Here is a 20,891-nt window from a genome sequence, read left to right on the forward strand (position 1 = left end):
GCTCTGCGCGCTTTGTGCAGGGCGACCTGCCTTCGGGGCATTGGCTGTTTTTCATCACGCCTTGCATGTGCCGACAGGTCTCATCCCCTATTTCGGAGTTCTTTCCATGACCACTGCCCGCCGTTCTTTGCTCAAAGGAGGCGCCGCTCTGAGCGCCATGATCGCTGCACCCACTTGGTTGCATGCCCAAACCACGGCCCCATCGGCTGAACGCCGCTTTGCCCCCGCCGTGGGCAATTGGCGCACGTTTGATGTGACCACCCGCGTGGAAATCGCCGAACCACAAGGTGCCACGCGCGTGTGGTTGCCTGTGCCCAGCATGAACACCGCCTGGCAGAATTCCCTGGACACCCGATTCAGCAGCAACGGCACGGCCCGGATGGGCAGCGATCTGGTGGAAGGGGCCCGCTTTGTGGTGGCCGAGTTCGCTGAAGGCGTGCGTCCAGTCATCGAAATCACCAGCCGTGTGCAAACCCAAAACCGTGCGGCCGAGTTGTCGGCGGGCCGCAGCTTCGCGCCCGAAGCGGCCGACACCCTGCGCCACTACACGCGCGCCACCCAGATGCTGCCCCTTGATGGCATTGTGCGCACCACCGCACTGCAAGCCACCAAGGGCGCGAAGACGGACGAACAAAAAGCCCGGGCAGTCTATGACTGGGTGGTGAGCAACGCCTTTCGTGACCCCAAGACACGCGGCTGCGGCGAGGGCGACATCAAGACCATGCTGGAAACCGGCAACCTTGGCGGCAAGTGCGCCGACTTGAACGCCTTGTTTGTGGGCCTGTGCCGTGCGGTGGGCGTGCCAGCCCGTGATGTGTACGGCATTCGATTGGCGCCTTCGGAGTTTGGCTACAAAGAGCTGTCGGGCAACCCGGCCAGCCTCAAGGGAGCACAACATTGCCGCGCTGAGGTGTATTTGCAAGCCCATGGTTGGGTGGCGATGGACCCCGCCGACGTGGCCAAAGTCATGCGTCTCGAAACCGCCGATTGGATCAAGAAAACCAACCACCCCGTGGTGGCCCCGGTGTACAAGCACTTGTTTGGCGGCTGGGAAGGCAACTGGATGGCTTGGAACACATCGCACGATGTGAGCTTGCCTGGGGCCAAAGCCGGCCCTGTCAATTTCTTGATGTACCCGGTGGCCGAGACGGCTGAAGGTCGTTTGGACTCTTACGCACCAGACGCGTTCAAGTACACGATCACGGCGACAGAAATCAAGGGCTGATCACAGCTGCAGTTGCAGCTGGCTTTCAAACACACGGGCTTGCCCCGTGTGTGGGTCGGTGAACTGCACCGATTGGGCCAGCAACTGCAAGGGTTGGCTAAAGTCTTCCGGGGCATCCGGCCCGCGCAGCACGGTCGGGTAAAACAAGTCGCCCTCAATGGGCATGCCCAAAGCGTTCATGTGCACCCGCAGCTGATGGCGCTTGCCGGTGATGGGTTCAAGTTGGTAGAGCGCCCGTTCACCTGCGGTGCGCAGCAGGCTGATGCGGGTTTCGCTGTTGGCTTGGCCAGCAACTTCTTGGGTTCTGAAGAAGGGCTCGCCCGGCACCAAGCGGCTGGTGTGTACGCGTGGCAAAGCCACCTCAGGTGGCCATGCTGCAACGGCGTGGTACGTCTTGTGAATGTGTTTGTCGCGGAACAGGGCGTGATAAGCATCGCGCTCATGCAGGCGTTTGCCCAACAGCACCAAGCCTGCGGTTTCCCGGTCAATGCGGTGCAGAGGCACCAAGTCGGCGCAAGCGGTCAGGCGTTTGAGCTGCACCAACAGGCTTTGCTGGACATAGCGCCCGCTGGGGGTGACGGGCATGAAATGCGGTTTGTCGGCCACCAGCAGGTGATCGTCTTCAAACACGATGCGCGCTTGCACGGGCAAGACCGGTTCATCGACCAGGTTGCGGTAGTAATAAAAGCGTTGACCCGGCTGGCAGGCTTGGTCGGGCAGGGCGGGCTGACCGTTTTCTTGCAAGACCAAGCCTTGCTGCAAGCGCTGTGCCCATTCGCTGCGCGCGATGCTGGGCATGCGTGCAGCCAAAAAATCGAGCACATTGAGCGTGCAGGCTGGCGGGACCGAAACCACGCTGGCGCTCACGCCATCGCGCATGGGCAATTGAGGCCCTTGGCCCGCTTGGCTCATGTCAGACGCGGCGGAACACCAAGTCCCACACGCCATGGCCCAGCTTGAGGCCCCGGTTCTCAAATTTAGTCAGGGGCCTGTAGTCGGGTTTGGCGGCAAAGCCGTCTGCGGCATCGCTGGTGTTCACCAACAAAGGTTCGGCACCCAGCACGCCCATCATTTGCTCAGAGTAAGGCTGCCAGTCGGTGGCCAGGTGCAGGTAGCCACCGGGCTTGATGTGCTGGGCCAAACGATGGATGAAGGGCGACTGGATCAGGCGGCGCTTGTGGTGGCGGCTTTTGTGCCAAGGGTCCGGAAAGAAAATATGCACGCCGTCCAGGCTGTCGGTGCCCAGCATGTTGTCCATGACCTCAATCGCGTCGTGCTGCACGATGCGGATGTTGCCAATGTGCTCTTCGCCGCAGCGTTTGAGCAGGGCGCCCACACCCGGTTCATGCACTTCGCAGCACAAAAAATTGTCGTTCGGGCGCACCTGCGCGATCTTGGCTGTGGCGTCACCCATGCCAAAACCGATTTCAAGAATCAGCGGGGCACTGCGCCCAAACGCGGCCGGTACGTCCAGACGCTCGGCGCTGTAAGGGATCAAAAAAAGCGGCCCGAATTGCTCAAACGCCCGTACTTGACCCGAGCCCATGCGCCCGGCACGCAGCACATAGGTCTTGATGGTGCGCATGAAGGGGGCGTCTTTGGCTTGTGTGGCGTCGATGGCCGGGGCGTTCGTGGTGTCTTCAGGCGTCGTCATGAGGGGCAGGGTGAGTAAGCAAACCCTGTGATTATCGCGGTTCCCAAAGTTGCCATTTGCTGGCCCGGCGCGCCTGCCTGGCCGTTGGCATCGAAGTATCAACTCAGTTTATTGCTTGAGCGCCAGACCTGTACCCACTGTGCCAAGGCTTGTGTGATGGCCGTTTTATCGCAAACGACAGGCAGCCCCAGCACTTGCGCTGCCGCATTGAGTGCGTTCAGTGGCACGCGCAAATCCAGCGCCAGTGCCCCGTTTTGCTTGCTGAGCTTCTCGCCATTGGCGCCCAGCACCAAAGGTGTGTGCAGGTACTGCGGCGTGGGCAGGCCCAAGGCGCGTTGCAGCAAGATTTGTCGCGCGGTGTTGTCGGCCAGGTCTTCCCCGCGCACCACGTGGGTGATGCCTTGTTCGGCATCGTCCACCACGACTGCCATTTGGTAGGCCCACAGGCCATCGGCGCGGCGAAGCACAAAGTCGCCCACTTCTGTGAGCACGTTTTGTTGTTGTGGCCCCAAACGCCGGTCTTGCCAGTGCTTGACTTGGGGCAAGTCGAGCGCGGTTTGTACGGCGCGCACATTCAAACGCCAAGCCCTGGCAGGTTTGCCTTTCAGCCCATCGCGGCATGTACCGGGGTAAATCGCAGCTTGGTGGCGTGCCGCAGACGGGGCTTGTGCCGTTTCGATAGCGGCCTCGATATCTTTGCGCGAACAGCCGCAGGGATAGGCCCAACCATGGGTCACCAGGGTGTCAAGCGCTTGTTGGTAGACGTGTGCACGCTGACTTTGCCGCCATACGGGACCAAATGGATTTTGAGCATCGGCACCGAGGCCATCGGGCACCAAACCACAAGCGCTCAGCTGTTGCTGGATGGCCGCATCGGCCTGCGGCACACAGCGCGGGGTGTCCACGTCTTCGATGCGCAAGCGCCATTGCCCACCGTGGGCGCGGGCATCCAGCCAACTGGCCAGTGCCGCCACCAGCGAGCCAGCATGCAAAAGGCCGGTTGGCGAAGGCGCAAACCGGCCTGTGTACCGCACTGTCATGCGATGGATCAGCGTTTTTTGAGTACCGCCAAGGCCAACTCCAGGCCCGAGACAAACGCGTCTTCGGCCCGGTGGCCCAGGCACCAGTCGCCGCACAGGCCAATCCCTTGGTCTTTTGACCACAGGTGGCTTTGGCCCAAAGGCTGGGCCGTCTTGGCGTACAGCCAGCGGTGCACCTCGGCGTGTGCCGGAGTGGCGCGGATGCCGGTGATTTCGGCAAAAGCCTTGATCAGCTTGCCGGTGATGCGCTCGGGCGTGTCATTGACGTGTTCTGCCGACCAAGGGGCGCTGGCTTGCACCGTCCAGCGTTCGATGCGTTCGCGCCCTGGTTTGGACGATTCGCGCGCCATCCAGGCGATGCGGTGGTGTGTGCTGCGGGCCGCGTTCCATTGGGGGCCAAGAGTGATCAAGTCGGGTTGCACGGCCTGAGGATAGGCCAGCATCAAGGTCCAGCAGGGGTCCACACGCACGCTGTCCAAGGGGGCAGCCAAGGTGCTGAGTCCTGAGGCGTTCAACAACGCGGCGGCTTGGGCGGGTGGGATGGCCAAAATGACTTTGTCAAAGCCGGCAAAGATGTGCTGACCGCCGTCTTCGGTTTCCGTCTGCAGTTGCCAGCCGTTTTTCTTCAGTGGGTCGGCCATGATCTGGGTGACCCGGGTTTGCAGCTGCACATTGCCGTCTTCGACCAAGGGCGCAGCCCAGGCTTTGACCAAACCGTTCATGCCGGGCGTGGCGACCCAGTGCCGCTCGCCACCGGGTAAGCCCGCTTCGATCACCCGGCCATTGGGGTCGAGCACGCGCACGGCGTTGGCGCTCCAGGGTTTGCAGACGCCCGGGGCGGTGCCAATGGCCAGCTCAAAACGCGGGTCGCGCACGGTGAAGTATTGGGCGCCGTGGTCAAAGCTGCCAAACGCGCTGGCGCGGGTGGACATGCGCCCACCCAAGCCCCGGCTTTTCTCAAAAAGCGTGACGTTGTGACCGGCTTGGCGCAGTGTGCGCGCGCAAGTCACGCCGGCCAGGCCGACTCCGATGATGGCGATGTGTTGTGTAGTCATGCAGCCACTTTAGCCGAGAAACGACGCCCGATGTCGACCGGGTGGGTTAGTACCAATGCACTTTTGCAATGCACTTCAGGCCGCATGCATCTTTTGCAACAAGGCCAAGCGCGTGGCGGGTTTGTCAAGCTGGGCGGTCCACCACAACAAGGCATGTCCAGCAGGGCTGAGGCGGCTGTCGCGCCATGCGGCGTGTACCGGGCTCAGACGCGATTGGTCGGTTTTTTTAACCACCAGCAGGCCTTGTTTGACATAAGGTTCGGCCAGGCTTTGGGGTAGAAAGCCAGCCCCCAAACCGCGCAGTTGGGCTTGCAGCTTGCTGGCCATATCGGGTACGGTGAAGACGTCTTGACCCCCTTGAAGCCCGACGGTCAGGCCGCTGCCGCGTTGCACCGAATCGGCCACGGCCACCACGCGATGCTGCACCAACTGGGCATCGCTCAAGGGCTCGGCGGCGAGGGCCAAAGGGTGTTGTGGCGCTACGGCAAACACAAAAGGCACTTCGCCCAGCGCCATGTGCTGGATGTCTGCGGCCATGTGCTGCCCCAGCGCCACACCCAAGGCCAAGTCGGCTTGTCCCGAAGTCAAGGCCGCCATGGTGCCGGACAAGGTTTCGTGGCGAATGCGCAAACGCGTGGGGCTGTTCAGGGCCAAAAAGGCTTCGCACAAATCCATGACCACGCTGCGCGAGACGATGCTGTCCACCGCCACCGTCAGCACGGCTTCCCAGCCGGTGGCCACGCGCTTGACGCGGTTGGCCACGGTGTCGATGTCTTGCAGCAAACGGCCCGCTTCGCGCAGCAGCTCTTGGCCTGCGGCGGTGGGGCGTGCCTGGCGCGAACTGCGGTCGAACAGCAGCACATCCAAGGCATCTTCGAGCTGGCGCACTCGGTAAGTCAGGGCGCTGGGTACCAGGTTGAGCTTGCGGGCGGCGGCGGCAAAACTGCCTTGCTCGTCGATGGTTTGCAGCATGAACAGGGCGTCAGGTGTGAGCCAATCTTTGGGACTTTGCATGGTGCTTGTATTTTATTTCAATTAATTTGAATGATGGCGGCAAACCAATTGCACCGTAGCCAGCGGTTCATTCCTTAAAGTCACGGTCAATCACTCAGGAAAAAACCATGTTGACTTTGCGCAAATCCTCCGAACGCGGCCATGCCGACCATGGCTGGCTCAAGTCGTTTCACAGCTTTTCTTTTGCCAACTATGTCGACCCGGCCCACATGGGGTGGGGCAATTTGCGCGTCATCAACGAAGACCGCATTGCGCCCGGCACTGGCTTTGGCACGCATGGTCACCGCGACATGGAAATCATCAGCTACGTGTTGTCGGGCAATCTGGCTCACCAAGACAGCATGGGCAACGTCAAGGGCATACCGCCCGGTGATGTGCAGCGCATGAGCGCAGGCAGCGGTGTGCGCCACAGTGAGTTCAACCACGCCGAGGGTGAGCAAACCCATTTTTTGCAGATCTGGATCGAGCCGAATGTGATGGGCATTGACCCCGGTTACGAGCAAAAAACCGTGCCCGAAGCCGCCAAACGCGGGCAGCTGGCGCTGGTGGCCGCCCCCGATTCAGGCGAATTCACCGTCAAAATTCACGCCGATGCCCGCTTGTATGCAGGCTTGTTCGATGGCGCCGAGCATGCGAGCCTGGCGCTCAACCCCGCGCGCAAGGCCTATGTGTTTTTGGTGCGCGGCAGTTTGCAGGTCAATGGACAGCCACTTCAGGCCGGCGATGCCGCTCTGCTGCAAGCCGAGTCTTCGTTGGCATTGGCCCAAGGCCAGAACGCCGAAGTGCTGGTGTTTGATCTGTGCGCCTGACACACAGCATGCCGCGATCGTTTCGCCATTCCCGCGCAAGCGGCAATCCAACCCCTCGTCATTCCCGCGCAGGCGGCAATCCAATCCCCCGTTATTCCCACGCAGGCGGGAATCCAATCCCCTGTCATTCCCGCGCAGGCGGGAATCCATTTCGCTTCTCTGTGTTCTTTTTTTAAGGAGTATTTCTCATGGCTAAAACCGTTGTTGTTTTCCATTCTGGCTACGGCCACACCCAGCGCGTGGCTCAATTTGTGGCCCAAGGCGCCAACGCCCAGTCGATCACCATCGATGCCGACGGCAACATTACCGAGGCCGACTGGGCCGCGCTGGACGCCGCTGATGCCATCATCTTTGGCTCGCCCACCTACATGGGCATGGCCTCTTGGCAGTTCAAGAAGTTTGCCGACGCCACCTCCAAGCGCTGGTTCACCAGCGCCTGGAAAGACAAAGTCGCTGGCGGCTTCACCATCTCGGCCAGCCCCAGCGGTGACAAGCTGTCCACCATCCAGTACTTCATCACATTGGCCATGCAGCAAGGCATGGTTTGGGTCGGTCAGCCTGCCATGAACGACGGCACCATCAACCGCATCGGCTCCAACTCCGGAGTGATGGCGCAAGTGGGCCCCACCAGCCCTGCCGAAGACATTCCTCAGGGCGATTTGGACACCGCCAAAGCCTATGGCGAGCGCGTGGCCGCTGTGGCCGCCAAACTGCGCGCTTGATGCATCTTTGCAGGGGGCTTCCGTCTGGTTGGAGGCCACTCTGCGGGCAAATGTTCCGGCACCACCATTCATGGGCAAGCGGGCGCTCGTTCCTCCGAGTTCAGGTTTGCCGGTGGGCGGTGTGCAATTTAAGAAATGCGTTGATCTCGGGTAGCATCTCGTCATGAAAATCATCTCGATGTTGCCGTGGGCCGATTGGCTTGCTGTGCTGACTTTTTTCAGCTTGTGGGTGGGTTATGCCTGGGTGGCCAAAGTGCGCGGCCTGCGCGACCAAAGTCTGATTGCCACCACCAACCGTTATCGCCAGATGTGGATGATGCAAGCCACCGCCCGTGATCCACGCATGTTGGATGGCCTGATCACGCAAAATCTGTCGCAAACACCGGCATTCTTTTCGTCGACCAGCATCATCATCATCGGTGGCCTGTTCGCACTGATGGGCACCACCGACAAGGCGGCTGAGCTTGTGGGAGAAATCCCTTTCGCGCAGCCTACGCCCTTGCTCGTTTTTGAGTTCAAGATTCTGGTCTTGGTTGGTATTTTTGTTTACGCGTTTTTCCGATTTTCTTGGTCTATGCGGCAATACACCTTCGTAGCTTTAGTCATCGGTGCCATGCCTCCGCCTAAAGATTTTGAAAATCATCGTTTTGACCGCCAGCACTTTGCCGAACGCGCGGGTAACCTGGTCAGTGCGGCTGCCGAGACTTTCAACGATGGTTTGCGGGCCTATTACTTTTCTTTTGCCGCCATGGCCTGGTTTTTTTCACCCTTGGCGCTGGTCATGGGGACGGCCTTGGTGGTGCTGATTCTTTACGGGCGAGAGTTCAGGTCTGACGTGCTGCAGGTTTTGCGCGACTGAGCCAATTACCCCGCCGCCGCACCATCGGCGGCAGGGGTGACCTCCTACAATGGCAGGCTATGTTTGTTCACCTGCGCCTACACACCGAATTTTCTGTCGTTGACTCGACATGCCGTATCGACGACGTGGTCAAGATCGCGGCCAAAGACGGTCAGCCTGCCTTGGCCATCACCGATCTGAACAACCTGTTTGGTGGGGTTAAGTTCTACAAAGAAGGCCGGGGCAAGGGCGTCAAGCCCATCCTGGGTGCCGAAATCAACCTGGAAGGTCTGGGGGGTGATCTGGGGGCCATTAGCCGGGTGGTGGTGTTGGTGCAAAGTCACCAAGGCTATCTGAATATTTGCGAATTATTGGCCCGCGCTTGGACTCAAAACGTGCTCAAAGGCGTGGCCGTGGTCAAGCTGGTTTGGCTCAAGGAGCTGTCTGAGGGCTTGATATTGCTGTCCGGCGCGCAGGCTGGCCCGGTGGGGCAGGCCTTGGTGCAGGGCGATAGCGACAAAGCCGCCGATGTGGCTTTGCAGTTGGGCTCGATTTTTCCGCACCGTTTTTACCTGGAACTGCAACGCGCAGGCCGCCCCGAAGACGAGCCGCAGGTGGCGGGCGCGGTGGCCCTGGCCGCACGCTTGGGTTTGCCCGTGGTGGCCACGCACCCGGTGCAGTTTCACGAGGCCGAAGATTACGAGGCCCACGAAGCCCGGGTGTGCATCTCTGAAGGCGAAATCTTGGCCAATCAGCGCCGGGTGCGCCGCTTTACCCGCGAGCAATACTTCAAATCCGCCGCGCAAATGTGTGCGCTGTTTGCCGATGTGCCCAGCGCCATCGCCAACACGCTGGAGATCGCCAAGCGCTGCAACCTGACCTTGGTGCTGGGCAAGCCACAGTTGCCCAACTTCCCGATTCCGCCTGTCAATGGCGTGATCATGTCCGTGGACGACTATTTTCGCCATGTCTCGCACGAAGGGCTGGAAGCCCGCCTGCTGCATCTGTACCCCAACGAAGCCAAACGCAACGAAGAACGCCCGCGTTATGTGGAGCGCTTGGAATTCGAGTTGAACACCATCTTGAAGATGGGCTTTCCGGGCTACTTCTTGATCGTGGGTGACTTCATTCAGTGGGCCAAGGCCAATGGCTGTCCGGTCGGCCCTGGCCGGGGCTCGGGTGCGGGATCGCTGGTGGCCTATGCGCTCAAGATCACCGATCTCGATCCACTGCAATACAACCTGCTGTTCGAGCGATTTTTGAACCCCGAGCGGGTGTCGATGCCTGACTTCGACATTGACTTTTGCCAGGGCAACCGTGACCGGGTGATCGACTATGTGAAGGACAAATACGGGCGTGACGCGGTCAGCCAGATTGCCACCTTCGGCACCATGGCCGCGCGTGCGGCGATTCGCGACGTGGGCCGTGTGCTGGACATGAGCTACATGTTTTGCGACGGCATCAGCAAGCTGATTCCCAACAAGCCGGGCATGTCGGTCACGCTGCAATACCCGCCTGCCACGCCCAAAGAGGGCGACAAGAACAACTACGCCATCGCCATGGAGCCCATCTTGGCCGAGCGCATCGAGCGCGAAGAGGATGTGAAGACGCTCATCGAGCTGGCGCAAAAGCTCGAAGGCATGACGCGCAACATCGGCATGCACGCCGGGGGCGTCTTGATCGCGCCCGGCAAGTTGACCGACTTTTGCCCGCTCTACCAACAGCCCGGCAGCGAGTCGGCGGTGAGTCAGTACGACAAAGACGACGTGGAGGCTGCAGGCCTGGTGAAGTTCGACTTCTTGGGCTTGGCCACGCTGACGATCTTGGAGATTGCCCGCGAGTTCATCATGAAGCGGCACAAGGGCCAGGAGAACTTCGCCTTTGAAAATATCCCGCTCGACGACACACCGACCTACAAACTTTTCTCGGACGGCAAGACCGAAGCCGTGTTCCAGTTTGAAAGCCGTGGCATGCAGGGTATGTTGCGCGATGCGCGGCCCAGCCGCCTGGAAGACCTGATTGCGCTGAACGCGCTGTACCGCCCCGGCCCGATGGACCTGATTCCCAGTTTTGTGGCGCGCAAGCATGGGCGTGAGGTCATTGAGTACCCGCACCCGTTGGTGGCCGAGATGCTGAGTGAGACCTACGGCATCATGGTTTACCAAGAGCAGGTGATGCAGACCGCCCAGATTTTGGGTGGCTACAGCCTGGGCGGCGCCGACATGCTGCGCCGTGCCATGGGCAAGAAGAAGGCCGAAGAAATGGCCGAGCACCGCGCCATCTTCCGCGCAGGTGCAGCCAAGAACGACATCACCGAAGCAAAAGCCGACGAGGTTTTTGACTTGATGGAAAAGTTCGCGGGCTATGGCTTCAACAAGTCGCACGCTGCCGCTTACTCTTTGCTGGCGTACCACACAGGCTGGCTCAAGGTGCACTACACCGCCGAGTTCTTTTGCGCCAACATGACGGTGGAAATGGACGACACCGACAAGCTCAAGGTGCTTTATGAAGACGCGGTCAAGTTCGGTATCACGTTCGACCCACCGGACGTGAATCGGGGCACCCATCGTTTTGAACCCGTCACCGACAAGGTGATCCGCTATGGCCTGGGTGCCATCAAAGGCACAGGTCAGCAAGCGATCGACGCCATTGTGGCGGCTCGCAACCAGGGCGGCCCGTTCACCAGCCTGTTTGACTTTGCCGTGCGCGTGGACCGTTCGCGCATCAACAAACGCACGGTGGATGCGCTGATCAAGGCGGGGGCCTTTGATTCGCTGCACATGAACCGCGCCGCCTTGTCGGCCAGCATCGACCGGGCGTTCGAGTTCTCCAGCGCCACTACGGCCAATGCCAACCAAGGCGGCCTGTTCGACATGCTGGGCGACGACTCGCACGGCTCCAGCACACAAGAGCCTGAATTGGTCGAAGTCATGCCCTGGGGCATCAAGGAACGCCTGCTGCTCGAAAAAACCGCTGTGGGCTTTTTCTTGTCTGGCCATTTGTTTGATGCGGTGGAACGCGAGGTGCGCCAGTTTGCCCGCCGCAAGATCGACGACCTGATCGACAGCCGTGAGCCGCAGTTGATGGCCGGGATTGTGAGCGACTTGCGCATCATCAACGGCCAGCGGGGCAAGGTGGCCATCTTCAAGCTCGATGACAAATCGGGCGTGATGGAGGCCACAGCCGACGAAGCCCTGATCAACTCGGCCAAGCATTTGCTCAAAGACGATGAGCTGATCATCGTCACGGCCAAGATGCAGGCTGACCGTTTCTCGGGTGGTTTCCGTCTCAAGATCGAGCAGGTCATGGACTTGGGCGCAGCCCGCTGTCGCTATGGCAAATACCTGCGCGTGGCTGTGAATGGCCGCGCCCCCGACATCGCGCGCCTGGTCAAAGAATTCCCGGCGCAACGCGAGCAGACCGATCAAGGCGATTTGGTGCGCGGCTTGCCGGTGCGCTTGGTGTTGGAGCGGCGCAACGACGAGCTGGCTGCCCGCGCCGAGCTGGCGCTGGGCGAAGCCGCCAAATTCTTCCCGACCGATGCGGCATTGGCCAGCTGGATGGCGCAGGCCGATCAGGGGCAGGCGCGGATTGTGTACGACTGAAGCTGCGCTGGCCTCAATCCTGTGGTCTGAACCCCAGCACGATCACAGGCGGCACCCGCCCATCACTGTCTTTGGGGAATATTTCGGTTTTGTCGATGGCCCGAAGCACGGCATCGTCCCAGGCTTTGTTGCCGCTGGTTTGCACGATGCGGCGGCTGAGGATGGTGCCGTCGGGGCTGACTTTGACTTCGACTTCGGCACGCGGGTTGCCCACCACATCGCCGGGGTAGGTGATGTTGGGCTTGATGCGGCCCACCAAGCGGCCCGCGTAGCTGGCCGAGGGACCTGATGATTTGAGCGCTGTGCCGCTGGCGTTTTCGCCGCCCGAGGCACCGGCCATGCCTTGCATGCGTTTGAGGTTTTCTTTGCGCAGTGCATCAGCCCGGGCGGCATCCGCCTTCTCAGCGCTGGCCTTTTCTGCGGCTTTTTTCTTGTCGCGTTCTTTCTCTTCCTGCGCTTTTTTCTCTTTGGCCGCTTTTTCCTTGGCTTTGTCTTCTTTCTCGCGTTCCTTGCGCTTGAGCTCAGCCTTTTCTTTTTCGGCTTTTAACTTGGCCGTTTTTTCTTTTTCGGCCTTCAGCTTTTCAGCTTTGTCGGCTTCTTTTTTCTTGTCTTGCTGTTTTTTCTTTTCGAGCGCGATTTGAGCGTCCAGCCGCTCTTGCGCCAGATCAGGCGCAGGCGGTGGTGGTGGCGTGGGTTTGGCGGGTTTGGGCTGTGGCGCGGGCTCCGGCTCTGGCTCTGGCAGCGGCTCTTGCAGTCTTGGGGCCGCAGCTTGCGGCGTGGCCGACCACAGTTCGGCTTCGGCTTGCACGGTTTGCGGTTGGGTCTTCCAGGCCGTAGCCAAGCCCAAGGCCATGAACAGCAAGGCGTGCACCAGACCGGCGATCACCCAGGCACGCCCCGTGCCGGGTTGCGCCGGGGGCGCAAATTCGAGGTGATGCATGGTCTTGGCGTTCAAACCCAAACCCTCAAGGTGCCAGCTGAACCGACAGACCCACACGGGCAATGCCCGCGCGTTGCAGGCTGTCCATCACTTGCACCACGGTCTCGTATTTCACAGTGCGGTCGGCGCTGATGACGACCGCCGTGTTCTGTTCATCGCCGACCAGTCGCTTGACGCTGGCGGCCACGCTGGGCAAGGTGGCGCTGTCGGTCTTGCCGTCACTCACCAGTTCGAGTCGTTCGTCTTTTTGGATCACGATCTGGATGACTTTGTCCGGTTGCTTGGCGGCTTTGCCCACGCTGGGCAGGTCCACCACACTGGGCGTGATCATGGGTGCGGTCACCATGAAGATGATGAGCAGCACCAACATCACGTCAATGAAGGGCACCATGTTGATTTCGGCGATGGTGCGGCGTCCGCGACCTCGGGATGAAACGGCAGGCATGCGTGCTTCCTTCAGTGGCCCGAGGCCGAGCTGTTGGCGCCGCCCAGGCTGCGCTGCAAGATGTTGGAGAACTCTTCGATGAAGGTTTCCAGCTTGATGGCAATGCGGTCCACGTCGTGTGAAAAACGGTTATAGGCCAGCACGGCCGGAATGGCCGAGAACAGGCCAATGGCAGTGGCAATCAGCGCTTCGGCAATGCCGGGTGCCACGGTGGCCAAGGTCACTTGCTGCAAGCTGGCCAGCCCGGTAAAGGCGTGCATGATGCCCCACACCGTGCCGAACAAGCCGACATAAGGCGAGATCGAGCCGACCGATGCCAAAAAAGCCAGTTGCGATTCGGCCACGTCCATCTCGCGCTGGAAGCTGGCCCGCATGGCGCGGCGTGCGCCGTCGAGCAGGGTGCCTGCGTCGCTGATCTGGCGTTCGCGCAGTTTTTGATATTCGCGCATGCCGCTGGCAAAAATGCGCTCCATGGGGCCGGACAGCTTGGCGTTTTGGCTGGCCGAGTTGAACAGCTCGTTCAGGCTGGTGCCAGACCAGAAGACGCGTTCAAATTCTTCGTTGAGGTTTTTGATGCGCTTGATGGCCCCGAGCTTGCGCACGATGGCGGCCCAACTGGCCACCGAAATCGCCAGCAGCAGCAAGACCACCAGTTGAACGACAAAACTGGCGTGCAACAGCAGCGAGACGATGGACATGTCTTGGTTCATTTGAGGGCTTCCAGAACGGGGGCCGGGATGCGGCCAGGTTTCAAGGTGGTGGCGTCGACCCAGCCCAGGCGGATGGTGCCTTCGGCCAACAGTCGGTCGTTGCTTGTCGTTTGGCCCGCTGTGCACAGGTAGGCACGCTGGGCAATGGTCAGGCTGGCTTTGCCGCCGGTTTGCAGCTCGGCGGTGACGAGCAGGGTGTCGTCCAAGCGGGCGGGTGAATGGTATTTGACGGTGGTTTCAGAGACCACAAACATGCCCCCCGATTCGTCGCGCAGCACCTGTTGGCCAAAGCCCAGGGCACGCAGCCACTCGGTGCGGGCACGCTCAAAGAACTTGAGGTAGTTGGCATAAAACACGATGCCGCCCGCGTCGGTGTCTTCCCAATAGATGCGGATGGGGTGCTGAAACGGGGCGTTGAGGGGCGGGATCAGGCTCATGCTTGCAACCAGGCTTTCAGGCGGGCGATGGCGGTTTGCAATTCGGCCATCGAGTTGGCGGTCGAAAAACGCACAAAGCGCGCAGTTTGGTCGGTGCCAAAGTCGCGCCCCGGCGTGATCGCGACATGGGCGTGCTCCAGCGCAGCAAAGGCAAATGCCCAGCTGTCTTTAAGGCCCAGCTTTTGGCAGGCCGCTGTGCAGTCGGCCCAGGCATAAAACGCCCCATCGGGGGCCACGGGCACCGTCAGGCCCAAATCGTTCAGGGCGGGGATGAAGTAGTCGCGACGGGCTTTGAATTCGGCGCGGCGGCGCTCGTATTCGGCCAGGCTCTCGGGCGCAAAGCAGGCCAAGGCGGCTTGTTGGGCCACGGTGCTGGCGCAAATGAAAAGGTTTTGTGCCAGCCGCTCCAGCACGGGGGTCAGCGCTTCGGGCACCACCAACCAGCCCAGCCGCCAGCCGGTCATGTTGAAGTATTTGCTGAAGCTGTTGATGCTGATGATGTCGTCGCCCAAGGCCAGGGCGCTTTGGCCAAAGGCGTCGTCATGGCTCAGGCCCAGATAGATCTCGTCAATGAGGGTGATGCCGCCATGGCCCCGCACCACTTGCACGATGCGGGCCAATTCAGCAGGGTCAATCGACGTGCCGGTGGGGTTAGAGGGCGAGGCCAACAAGACGCCTCGGGTTTGGGGGCGCCAGGCAGCGGCCACTTTGGCTGCGCTCAATTGAAAGCGCTCTTGCGCGGTGGTGGGCAGCAACACGGCGGTGCCTTCAGCCGCGCTCACAAAGTGGCGGTTGCAGGGGTAGCTGGGGTCGGGCATGAGGATTTCATCGCCCCGGTTGATGAGTGCCAGACACGCCAACTGCAGCGCCGCCGATGCGCCTGCCGTGACCACGATGCGGCTGGCGGGCACCTGCACGCCAAAGCGCTGCGCATACCAGCCACTGATGGCTTGGCGCAAGGCATCTAAGCCCAGCGCGGGGGTGTATTGGGTTTGGCCAGAGGCGATCACGGCCTGTGCCGCTTTTTGCACCAAGGGCGGTGCGGTGAAGTCGGGCTCGCCGATGTTCAAAAACACCACGGGTCGGTCGGTGTGCGCGACTTCGCGGGCTTTTTGCGAGGCGGCCTTGGCCACCTCCATCACATAAAACGGCTCGACGCGCTCGGCGCGCTCAGAGATGCGCATGGTGTTCAACACACCTTCATTTGGCGCGACCGGACTGGCGGTCGGCTTGCACTTCGGCGCTGCGCAGCTCGGGGGCCAGGCCGCCGAGCAAGGCGTTCACATATTTGTGACCGTCTGTGCCGCCAAAGTCCTTGGCCAGTTCGATGCATTCGTTGAGCACCACGCGCCAGGGCACATCGAGGCAGTGCTGCATTTCATACACACCGATCCACATGATCGCGTGCTCGACAGGCGAGATTTCGGCAAAGTTGCGGTCCAGCTTGGGCGCAATCAATGCGTCCAGTGCCTTGGCTTGCTCGATGCAGCCGTAGAGCAGGGCGTCGTAATGGGCCGAATCGGCTTTGTGAAAGCCCGACAAATCGCGTGTGAAAACGTCGATGTCTGAGGCTTCGTTGCGTCCCACGATGTGCTGGTACAGACCCTGCAAAGCAAACTCGCGTGAGCGGCTACGGGCGGGCTTGGCCGATGACTTACGCGTGCCGGTTGTGGCCGGCTTGGCGTTGTCTGTGGCTGTCTCTGTGGCGCTGTCCGGGGTGCTGGATTCGTCGGTCATCACGCGGTCTCTTCGTCGTCAAGTTCGTCGGCCAGCTCAGCCATGTCGGCGGCCAGGTCATCCATGATGCAGGCCATCTCGACCGCCACGCGGGCCGCGTCACGGCCTTTTTCGGTCTGGCGCACGATGGCTTGTTCCAGGTTTTCGGTGGTCAAAATCGCGTTGGCGATCGGCAGGTTGTAGTCGAGCGACACGCGGCTGACGCCTGCGCCCGACTCGTTGGCCACCAACTCAAAGTGGTAAGTCTCGCCGCGGATGATGCATCCCAACGCGACCAGCGCGTCATATTCGGCGCGTTCGGCCATGGCTTGCAGAGCAACGGGTATTTCGAGTGCGCCGGGCACCATGACGTGGTCAATGCTGGTCACGCCCAAGGCTTGCAACTCTTCGATGCAGGCTTTGGCCAAGGCGTTGGTGATGTCTTCGTTGAAACGGGCTTGCACGATGCCGATGTGCAGAAATTGGCCGTCGAGTTCTTCGACCAGGCCTTTGTTGGCTTCGAGCATGTTTATTCCTTGGGGATGTAAGCGGTGATTTCGAGGCCGTAACCGGTCATGCTGGGCATGCGGCGGGGTTGGCCCATGAGTTTCATTTTGTGCACGCCGCACTCGCGCAAAATTTGTGCACCCACACCGTAGGTGCGCAGGTCCATCTTGCCGCGCTCGGGCGCTTGGGCCGAGCGGGCACGGCCTTCAAATTGGGCCAGCAGTTGCTCGGCCGATTCGCCGCAGTTGAGCAGCACGGCCACACCGCAGCCATGCTGGTTGATGTATTGCAAGCTGGTGTCCAGGTTCCACGAGTGCATGGACCGGTTGATTTCGAGAGCATCCAGCACCGACAGGGGTTCATGCACGCGCACGGGCACCTCGGCGTCGGCCGACCACTGGCCTTTGACGAGTGCCAGGTGCACGGTTTGGCTGGGTTGGTCGCGAAAGGCATGGGCGGTGAATTCGCCGTGGGCGGTTTGCAATGTGCGGCTGCCGATGCGCTCGACCAGCGATTCGTTGCGGCTGCGGTATTCGATCAGGTCGGCAATGGTGCCGATTTTGAGGCCGTGTTCGGCGGCAAACAGCTGCAGGTCGGGCAGGCGGGCCATGGTGCCGTCGTCTTTCATGATCTCGCAGATCACGGAAGACGGTGAGCAACCGGCCATGGCGGCCAAGTCACAACCGGCTTCGGTGTGACCGGCACGCATGAGCACGCCGCCATCGACCGCTTGCAGCGGGAAGATGTGACCCGGTTGCACCAAGTCGGTGGCTTGGCTGCTTTTGGCCACGGCCACTTGCACGGTCTTGGCCCGGTCGGCAGCCGAGATGCCCGTGGTGACGCCTTCGGCGGCTTCGATGGAGACGGTGAAAGCGGTGCTGTAGACGGTGCCGTTGCGGGCGGCCATGGGGGGCAACTTCAAAAACTCGCAGCGCTCGCGGGTGAGCGTCAAGCAGATCAGGCCTCGGCCAAAGCGGGCCATGAAGTTGATGGCTTCGGGCGTGACGTGGTCAGACGCCAACACCAAATCGCCTTCGTTTTCACGGTCTTCTTCGTCGACCAGGATCACGATGCGACCGGCCTTCATGTCGGCCACGATCTCTTCAACGGGCGAGATCGCCACGGGTGTCAGTTGCGCTGGGGCGTTCATGGCTTGTCCTGTTGGTGGGCTGATCCGGCTGCTTCTAGGCTGAGCATGCGCTCAACGTAGCGGGCCACGGTGTCGATTTCGAGGTTGATCCGGCTTCCTGCCCTCAGGCTGCCGAGGGCGGTGTTGTCCACGGTGTGCGGGATCAGGTTGATGCTGATCTCGCAGCCATCGGCCAGATCGGCCACACGGTTGACCGTGAGGCTCACGCCGTTGACGGTGATGGAGCCTTTGTAGGCGAGGTATTTGGCCAGGGCATGGGGTGCCAGAATGCGCAACTCCCAGCTTTCGCCAATTTGCTCAAAGTGGCTGATTTGTCCGACACCGTCCACATGGCCGGAAACGATGTGTCCGCCCAAGCGGTCGTGGGCACGCAGCGCTTTTTCGAGGTTGACGGTGCCTTCGCTGTCCAGACCGCTGGTTTTGTCCAGCGATTCCGCCGAGATGTCGATGGTGAACTGACGGCTCTCGGGGTTGAAGGTGGTGACGGTCATGCAAGCGCCGTTAAGGGCGATGCTGTCGCCCAAGCCCACATCGTCAAGGTACCCGGCGGGGGCCTCGATGGTGAGGCGCTTGCCGTGGAGTAAAGAGCGACCCAGGTCGTGAATGGCGACGATTCGCCCCACGCCGGTGATGATTCCGGTGAACATAGCTGTCTATTTTCGCAGGTAATGAGGGTTAATCGGGAGGGCGTCAACAAAAAAACGCCCACAAGCCTTGCAACTGCGGCGGCCTCGCCAAATCAGGGTTAACCAAGGCTTGAGCCGCCCGGGCGTGTGCCTAGAATGGTGCATTGCAGCAGATTTGCAATTTGCAGTCTGTCACCAGGAGTTTTCATTGCCGGTCAAGCCCCCAGTCAAGTCCATCAAGTCAGCCAGCGTTCCAGTCTCTGGGAGCGTCCGGACCATCAAGAAATACCCCAATCGGCGCTTGTATGACACGCAAACCTCCACCTACGTGACCCTGGCCGAGATCAAAAAATTGGTCATGGCCGCATCCCCTGTGGTGGTGCTCGACGCCAAAACGGGCGAAGACCTGACACGCGCCATTTTGCTGCAGATCATTTTGGAAGAGGAATCCGCGGGCGTGCCCATGTTCAGCGAAGCGGTGTTGTCCAACATCATCCGTTTTTATGGCCACTCCATGCAGGGACACATGGGCTCGTATTTAGAGAACCATGTCCAGTCTTTCATGGATTGGCAAAGCAAGCTGGGTGAATCCAGTCCGACCCTCAGCCCCGAGGTCTGGGCCCAGTTCATGAAGTGGCAGACCCCGCTGATGCAAAACATGTTCTCTGGTTTGGCTAACCCGTCCCAAAACGTCATGACGCAAATGCAGGAACAAATGCAAAAACAGATCCAGAAGAACGCGGAGCAGCTGCTCGGCGTCATGGGTTTAAGGACTTGATGGGCGCTTCATGCCCTTTTGTCACAAGCCAGTCGTTTTTCCGGGGACAATGCGGGCATGAGTGAAATGACCGCAACCGCACCCCTTCCCACCCCTAAAGTGGGTTTTGTCAGCTTGGGCTGTCCCAAAGCGCTGACCGATTCAGAGCTGATCCTGACGCAACTGAGCGCCGAGGGTTATCAAACTTCCAAAACCTTTGAAGGCGCTGACCTGGTCATCGTCAACACCTGCGGCTTCATCGACGAAGCCATCAAGGAAAGCCTGGACACGATTGCCGAGGCCTTGAGCGAGAACGGCAAAGTGATCGTGACCGGTTGCTTGGGTGCGAAAACAGGCGAAGGCGGCGGCAATATGGTCCTTGAAATGCACCCCAGCGTGCTGGCTGTGACCGGACCGCACGCCACCCAAGAGGTGATGGACGCAGTGCACACCCACTTACCCAAGCCCCATGATCCGTTTTTGGACTTGGTGCCTGGCGGTTTTGGTGAGGCGGGCCTCAAGCTCACGCCGCGCCACTATGCCTATTTGAAGATCAGCGAAGGCTGCAATCACCGCTGCACGTTTTGCATCATCCCGTCGATGCGGGGCGATTTGGTTTCGCGCCCGATTGGTGATGTGCTGAAAGAAGCCAAGGCCTTGTTTGAAGGCGGCGTGAAAGAGCTGCTGGTCATCAGCCAAGACACGTCTGCTTATGGCGTTGATGTGAAATACCGCACTGGTTTTTGGGACGGCAAGCCCGTCAAGACCCGCATGCTGGAACTGGTGCAGACGCTGGGCGAGATGGCCCGCGAGCACGATGCGTGGGTGCGCCTGCACTATGTTTACCCGTATCCGAGCGTCGACGACATCATTCCCTTGATGGCGCAAGGCTTGGTGTTGCCCTATTTGGATGTGCCTTTTCAGCACAGCCACCCCGATGTGCTCAAGCGCATGAAGCGACCGGCCAGCGGCGAGAAAAACCTGGAGCGCATTCAGCGCTGGCGCGAACTGTGCCCTGAGTTGGTGATTCGCAGCACCTTCATTGCCGGTTTTCCGGGTGAGACCGAAGAAGAATTTGAGCACCTGTTGGACTTTTTGCGCGAAGCGCAAATCGACCGGGCGGGTTGCTTTGCCTACAGCCCCGTCAAAGGTGCCACGGCCAACGAGTTGCCGGGCATGTTGCCCGAAGCGCTGCGCGAAGAGCGACGTGCCCGATTCATGGCGGTGGCCGAAGAAGTCTCGATTGCGCGTTTGCAGCAGCGTGTGGGCTCAACCATGCAGGTGTTGGTGGACTCTGCGCCAGCGATGGGCCGACGTGGGGGTGTGGGGCGCGGCTTTGGCGATGCCCCTGAGATCGACGGCGTGGTGCGTTTGCTACCGCCCGAGAAGCTGAGCAAAACCCTCAAAGTGGGCGAGTTCACACGTGCACGCATTGTGAGCGTCGAAGGTCACGACTTGGTGGGGGTTCCGGTTTGATGTTGCGTGTCAAGCCGCCGTGCAGCCTTCGGGCTGTCGGCTTGCGCCGCATGGCTTTGTATTTCCAAGCCTTGGGCTCGGATGCTTTTGGCTTTGCAAGCGGTGGGTTTGGCTTGAGCAACAAAAAAGCCGTTGATCAGAAATCAACGGCTTGTTGTGTTTTTA

21 protein-coding genes are annotated in these 20,891 nt (G+C 60.5%); 7 read left to right on the forward strand and 14 right to left on the reverse strand.

Going from position 1 to position 20,891, the window contains the following annotated elements; genetic code table 11:
* Positions 1–106 precede the first annotated feature (106 nt).
* Positions 107–1,225 carry a transglutaminase-like domain-containing protein gene (locus ACZ5RG_RS04570; RefSeq protein ID WP_464447898.1) on the forward strand — a complete coding sequence of 373 codons (1,119 nt, stop codon included), beginning with the start codon at positions 107–109 and terminating at the stop codon, positions 1,223–1,225.
* Here ACZ5RG_RS04570 and ACZ5RG_RS04575 read toward each other — a convergent pair whose 3' ends face one another.
* From ACZ5RG_RS04575 to ACZ5RG_RS04595, 5 genes are all read right to left on the reverse strand, one after another.
* Entirely contained in the window at positions 1,226–2,137 is a 912-nt protein-coding gene (locus ACZ5RG_RS04575; RefSeq protein ID WP_315236609.1) for a pseudouridine synthase, read from the reverse strand.
* 1 nt (position 2,138) lies between these two features.
* Positions 2,139–2,879, reverse strand: coding sequence for a tRNA (guanosine(46)-N7)-methyltransferase TrmB (gene trmB / locus ACZ5RG_RS04580; protein WP_464447899.1), 741 nt, complete (start codon positions 2,877–2,879; stop codon positions 2,139–2,141).
* 98 nt (positions 2,880–2,977) lie between these two features.
* Positions 2,978–3,919, reverse strand: a complete 942-nt coding sequence (gene gluQRS / locus ACZ5RG_RS04585) for a tRNA glutamyl-Q(34) synthetase GluQRS (RefSeq protein WP_464447900.1) — start codon at positions 3,917–3,919, stop codon at positions 2,978–2,980.
* An 8-nt stretch (positions 3,920–3,927) separates the two neighbouring features.
* Positions 3,928–4,974 (reverse strand): NAD(P)/FAD-dependent oxidoreductase, encoded by a 1,047-nt coding sequence (locus tag ACZ5RG_RS04590; RefSeq protein WP_019428700.1) that lies wholly within the window; start codon positions 4,972–4,974, stop codon positions 3,928–3,930.
* A 75-nt stretch (positions 4,975–5,049) separates the two neighbouring features.
* Positions 5,050–5,988: a LysR family transcriptional regulator gene (locus tag ACZ5RG_RS04595; RefSeq protein ID WP_312260022.1), complete on the reverse strand. Its 939-nt coding sequence runs from the start codon at positions 5,986–5,988 to the stop codon at positions 5,050–5,052.
* Positions 5,989–6,095: 107 nt separating this feature from the next.
* Between ACZ5RG_RS04595 and ACZ5RG_RS04600 the strand changes: the two genes are divergently transcribed.
* The 4 genes from ACZ5RG_RS04600 to dnaE all read left to right on the forward strand — a co-directional run bounded on the left by ACZ5RG_RS04600 (position 6,096) and on the right by dnaE (position 11,962).
* Positions 6,096–6,797, forward strand: a complete 702-nt coding sequence (locus tag ACZ5RG_RS04600) for a pirin family protein (RefSeq protein WP_312260023.1) — start codon at positions 6,096–6,098, stop codon at positions 6,795–6,797.
* A gap of 188 nt (positions 6,798–6,985) precedes the next feature.
* Positions 6,986–7,519: a flavodoxin family protein gene (locus tag ACZ5RG_RS04605; RefSeq protein WP_298599660.1), complete on the forward strand. Its 534-nt coding sequence runs from the start codon at positions 6,986–6,988 to the stop codon at positions 7,517–7,519.
* A gap of 163 nt (positions 7,520–7,682) precedes the next feature.
* On the forward strand, positions 7,683–8,378 hold the full coding sequence (locus tag ACZ5RG_RS04610; protein WP_298599663.1) for a DUF599 domain-containing protein: 696 nt from the start codon (positions 7,683–7,685) through the stop codon (positions 8,376–8,378).
* A 59-nt stretch (positions 8,379–8,437) separates the two neighbouring features.
* Positions 8,438–11,962 carry a DNA polymerase III subunit alpha gene (dnaE, locus tag ACZ5RG_RS04615; protein WP_464447901.1) on the forward strand — a complete coding sequence of 1,175 codons (3,525 nt, stop codon included), beginning with the start codon at positions 8,438–8,440 and terminating at the stop codon, positions 11,960–11,962.
* A 13-nt stretch (positions 11,963–11,975) separates the two neighbouring features.
* On the opposite strand, the gene tolA is transcribed toward dnaE, so the two are convergent.
* The 9 genes from tolA to ACZ5RG_RS04660 are packed head-to-tail and all read right to left on the reverse strand — an operon-like array spanning position 11,976 to position 18,514.
* Positions 11,976–12,902 carry a cell envelope integrity protein TolA gene (gene tolA, locus ACZ5RG_RS04620; RefSeq protein WP_464447902.1) on the reverse strand — a complete coding sequence of 309 codons (927 nt, stop codon included), beginning with the start codon at positions 12,900–12,902 and terminating at the stop codon, positions 11,976–11,978.
* A gap of 25 nt (positions 12,903–12,927) precedes the next feature.
* Entirely contained in the window at positions 12,928–13,347 is a 420-nt protein-coding gene (locus tag ACZ5RG_RS04625) for a biopolymer transporter ExbD (RefSeq protein ID WP_108313180.1), read from the reverse strand.
* Between the two features lie 11 nt (positions 13,348–13,358).
* Positions 13,359–14,057 (reverse strand): protein TolQ, encoded by a 699-nt coding sequence (gene tolQ / locus ACZ5RG_RS04630; protein ID WP_019428708.1) that lies wholly within the window; start codon positions 14,055–14,057, stop codon positions 13,359–13,361.
* The gene (locus tag ACZ5RG_RS04635) at positions 14,054–14,494 is read right to left on the reverse strand and encodes a tol-pal system-associated acyl-CoA thioesterase (protein WP_464447903.1); all 441 of its coding nucleotides are present in this window, start codon (positions 14,492–14,494) and stop codon (positions 14,054–14,056) included. Before ACZ5RG_RS04635 ends, tolQ begins: the two co-directional genes overlap by 4 nt.
* On the reverse strand, positions 14,491–15,678 hold the full coding sequence (locus ACZ5RG_RS04640; RefSeq protein WP_464448178.1) for a pyridoxal phosphate-dependent aminotransferase: 1,188 nt from the start codon (positions 15,676–15,678) through the stop codon (positions 14,491–14,493). Before ACZ5RG_RS04640 ends, ACZ5RG_RS04635 begins: the two co-directional genes overlap by 4 nt.
* A gap of 16 nt (positions 15,679–15,694) precedes the next feature.
* On the reverse strand, positions 15,695–16,231 hold the full coding sequence (gene nusB, locus ACZ5RG_RS04645) for a transcription antitermination factor NusB (protein WP_298599680.1): 537 nt from the start codon (positions 16,229–16,231) through the stop codon (positions 15,695–15,697).
* Positions 16,231–16,737: a 6,7-dimethyl-8-ribityllumazine synthase gene (gene ribH / locus ACZ5RG_RS04650; RefSeq protein WP_315235544.1), complete on the reverse strand. Its 507-nt coding sequence runs from the start codon at positions 16,735–16,737 to the stop codon at positions 16,231–16,233. Before ribH ends, nusB begins: the two co-directional genes overlap by 1 nt.
* 2 nt (positions 16,738–16,739) lie before the next feature.
* Positions 16,740–17,867, reverse strand: coding sequence for a bifunctional 3,4-dihydroxy-2-butanone-4-phosphate synthase/GTP cyclohydrolase II (gene ribBA, locus ACZ5RG_RS04655; RefSeq protein ID WP_298599685.1), 1,128 nt, complete (start codon positions 17,865–17,867; stop codon positions 16,740–16,742).
* Positions 17,864–18,514, reverse strand: coding sequence for a riboflavin synthase (locus ACZ5RG_RS04660; protein ID WP_298599688.1), 651 nt, complete (start codon positions 18,512–18,514; stop codon positions 17,864–17,866). The genes ribBA and ACZ5RG_RS04660 overlap by 4 nt, the downstream gene beginning before the upstream one ends.
* 214 nt (positions 18,515–18,728) lie before the next feature.
* Between ACZ5RG_RS04660 and phaR the strand changes: the two genes are divergently transcribed.
* Together phaR and rimO are read left to right on the forward strand one after the other, a co-directional pair.
* Positions 18,729–19,271, forward strand: a complete 543-nt coding sequence (gene phaR / locus ACZ5RG_RS04665) for a polyhydroxyalkanoate synthesis repressor PhaR (protein ID WP_298599710.1) — start codon at positions 18,729–18,731, stop codon at positions 19,269–19,271.
* A 57-nt stretch (positions 19,272–19,328) separates the two neighbouring features.
* On the forward strand, positions 19,329–20,726 hold the full coding sequence (rimO, locus tag ACZ5RG_RS04670; protein ID WP_298599691.1) for a 30S ribosomal protein S12 methylthiotransferase RimO: 1,398 nt from the start codon (positions 19,329–19,331) through the stop codon (positions 20,724–20,726).
* Positions 20,727–20,891 lie beyond the last annotated feature (165 nt).

Source organism: Limnohabitans sp. TEGF005 (assembly GCF_055394835.1).

Coding starts and splice junctions, on each gene's coding strand:
- ACZ5RG_RS04570 (WP_464447898.1), top strand. CDS start 107: ATGACCACTGCCCGCCGTTCTTTGCTCAAAGGAGGCGCCGCTCTGAGC.
- ACZ5RG_RS04575 (WP_315236609.1), bottom strand. CDS start 2,137: ATGAGCCAAGCGGGCCAAGGGCCTCAATTGCCCATGCGCGATGGCGTG.
- trmB (WP_464447899.1), bottom strand. CDS start 2,879: ATGACGACGCCTGAAGACACCACGAACGCCCCGGCCATCGACGCCACA.
- gluQRS (WP_464447900.1), bottom strand. CDS start 3,919: ATGACAGTGCGGTACACAGGCCGGTTTGCGCCTTCGCCAACCGGCCTT.
- ACZ5RG_RS04590 (WP_019428700.1), bottom strand. CDS start 4,974: ATGACTACACAACACATCGCCATCATCGGAGTCGGCCTGGCCGGCGTG.
- ACZ5RG_RS04595 (WP_312260022.1), bottom strand. CDS start 5,988: ATGCAAAGTCCCAAAGATTGGCTCACACCTGACGCCCTGTTCATGCTG.
- ACZ5RG_RS04600 (WP_312260023.1), top strand. CDS start 6,096: ATGTTGACTTTGCGCAAATCCTCCGAACGCGGCCATGCCGACCATGGC.
- ACZ5RG_RS04605 (WP_298599660.1), top strand. CDS start 6,986: ATGGCTAAAACCGTTGTTGTTTTCCATTCTGGCTACGGCCACACCCAG.
- ACZ5RG_RS04610 (WP_298599663.1), top strand. CDS start 7,683: ATGAAAATCATCTCGATGTTGCCGTGGGCCGATTGGCTTGCTGTGCTG.
- dnaE (WP_464447901.1), top strand. CDS start 8,438: ATGTTTGTTCACCTGCGCCTACACACCGAATTTTCTGTCGTTGACTCG.
- tolA (WP_464447902.1), bottom strand. CDS start 12,902: ATGCATCACCTCGAATTTGCGCCCCCGGCGCAACCCGGCACGGGGCGT.
- ACZ5RG_RS04625 (WP_108313180.1), bottom strand. CDS start 13,347: ATGCCTGCCGTTTCATCCCGAGGTCGCGGACGCCGCACCATCGCCGAA.
- tolQ (WP_019428708.1), bottom strand. CDS start 14,057: ATGAACCAAGACATGTCCATCGTCTCGCTGCTGTTGCACGCCAGTTTT.
- ACZ5RG_RS04635 (WP_464447903.1), bottom strand. CDS start 14,494: ATGAGCCTGATCCCGCCCCTCAACGCCCCGTTTCAGCACCCCATCCGC.
- ACZ5RG_RS04640 (WP_464448178.1), bottom strand. CDS start 15,678: ATGCGCATCTCTGAGCGCGCCGAGCGCGTCGAGCCGTTTTATGTGATG.
- nusB (WP_298599680.1), bottom strand. CDS start 16,231: ATGACCGACGAATCCAGCACCCCGGACAGCGCCACAGAGACAGCCACA.
- ribH (WP_315235544.1), bottom strand. CDS start 16,737: ATGCTCGAAGCCAACAAAGGCCTGGTCGAAGAACTCGACGGCCAATTT.
- ribBA (WP_298599685.1), bottom strand. CDS start 17,867: ATGAACGCCCCAGCGCAACTGACACCCGTGGCGATCTCGCCCGTTGAA.
- ACZ5RG_RS04660 (WP_298599688.1), bottom strand. CDS start 18,514: ATGTTCACCGGAATCATCACCGGCGTGGGGCGAATCGTCGCCATTCAC.
- rimO (WP_298599691.1), top strand. CDS start 19,329: ATGAGTGAAATGACCGCAACCGCACCCCTTCCCACCCCTAAAGTGGGT.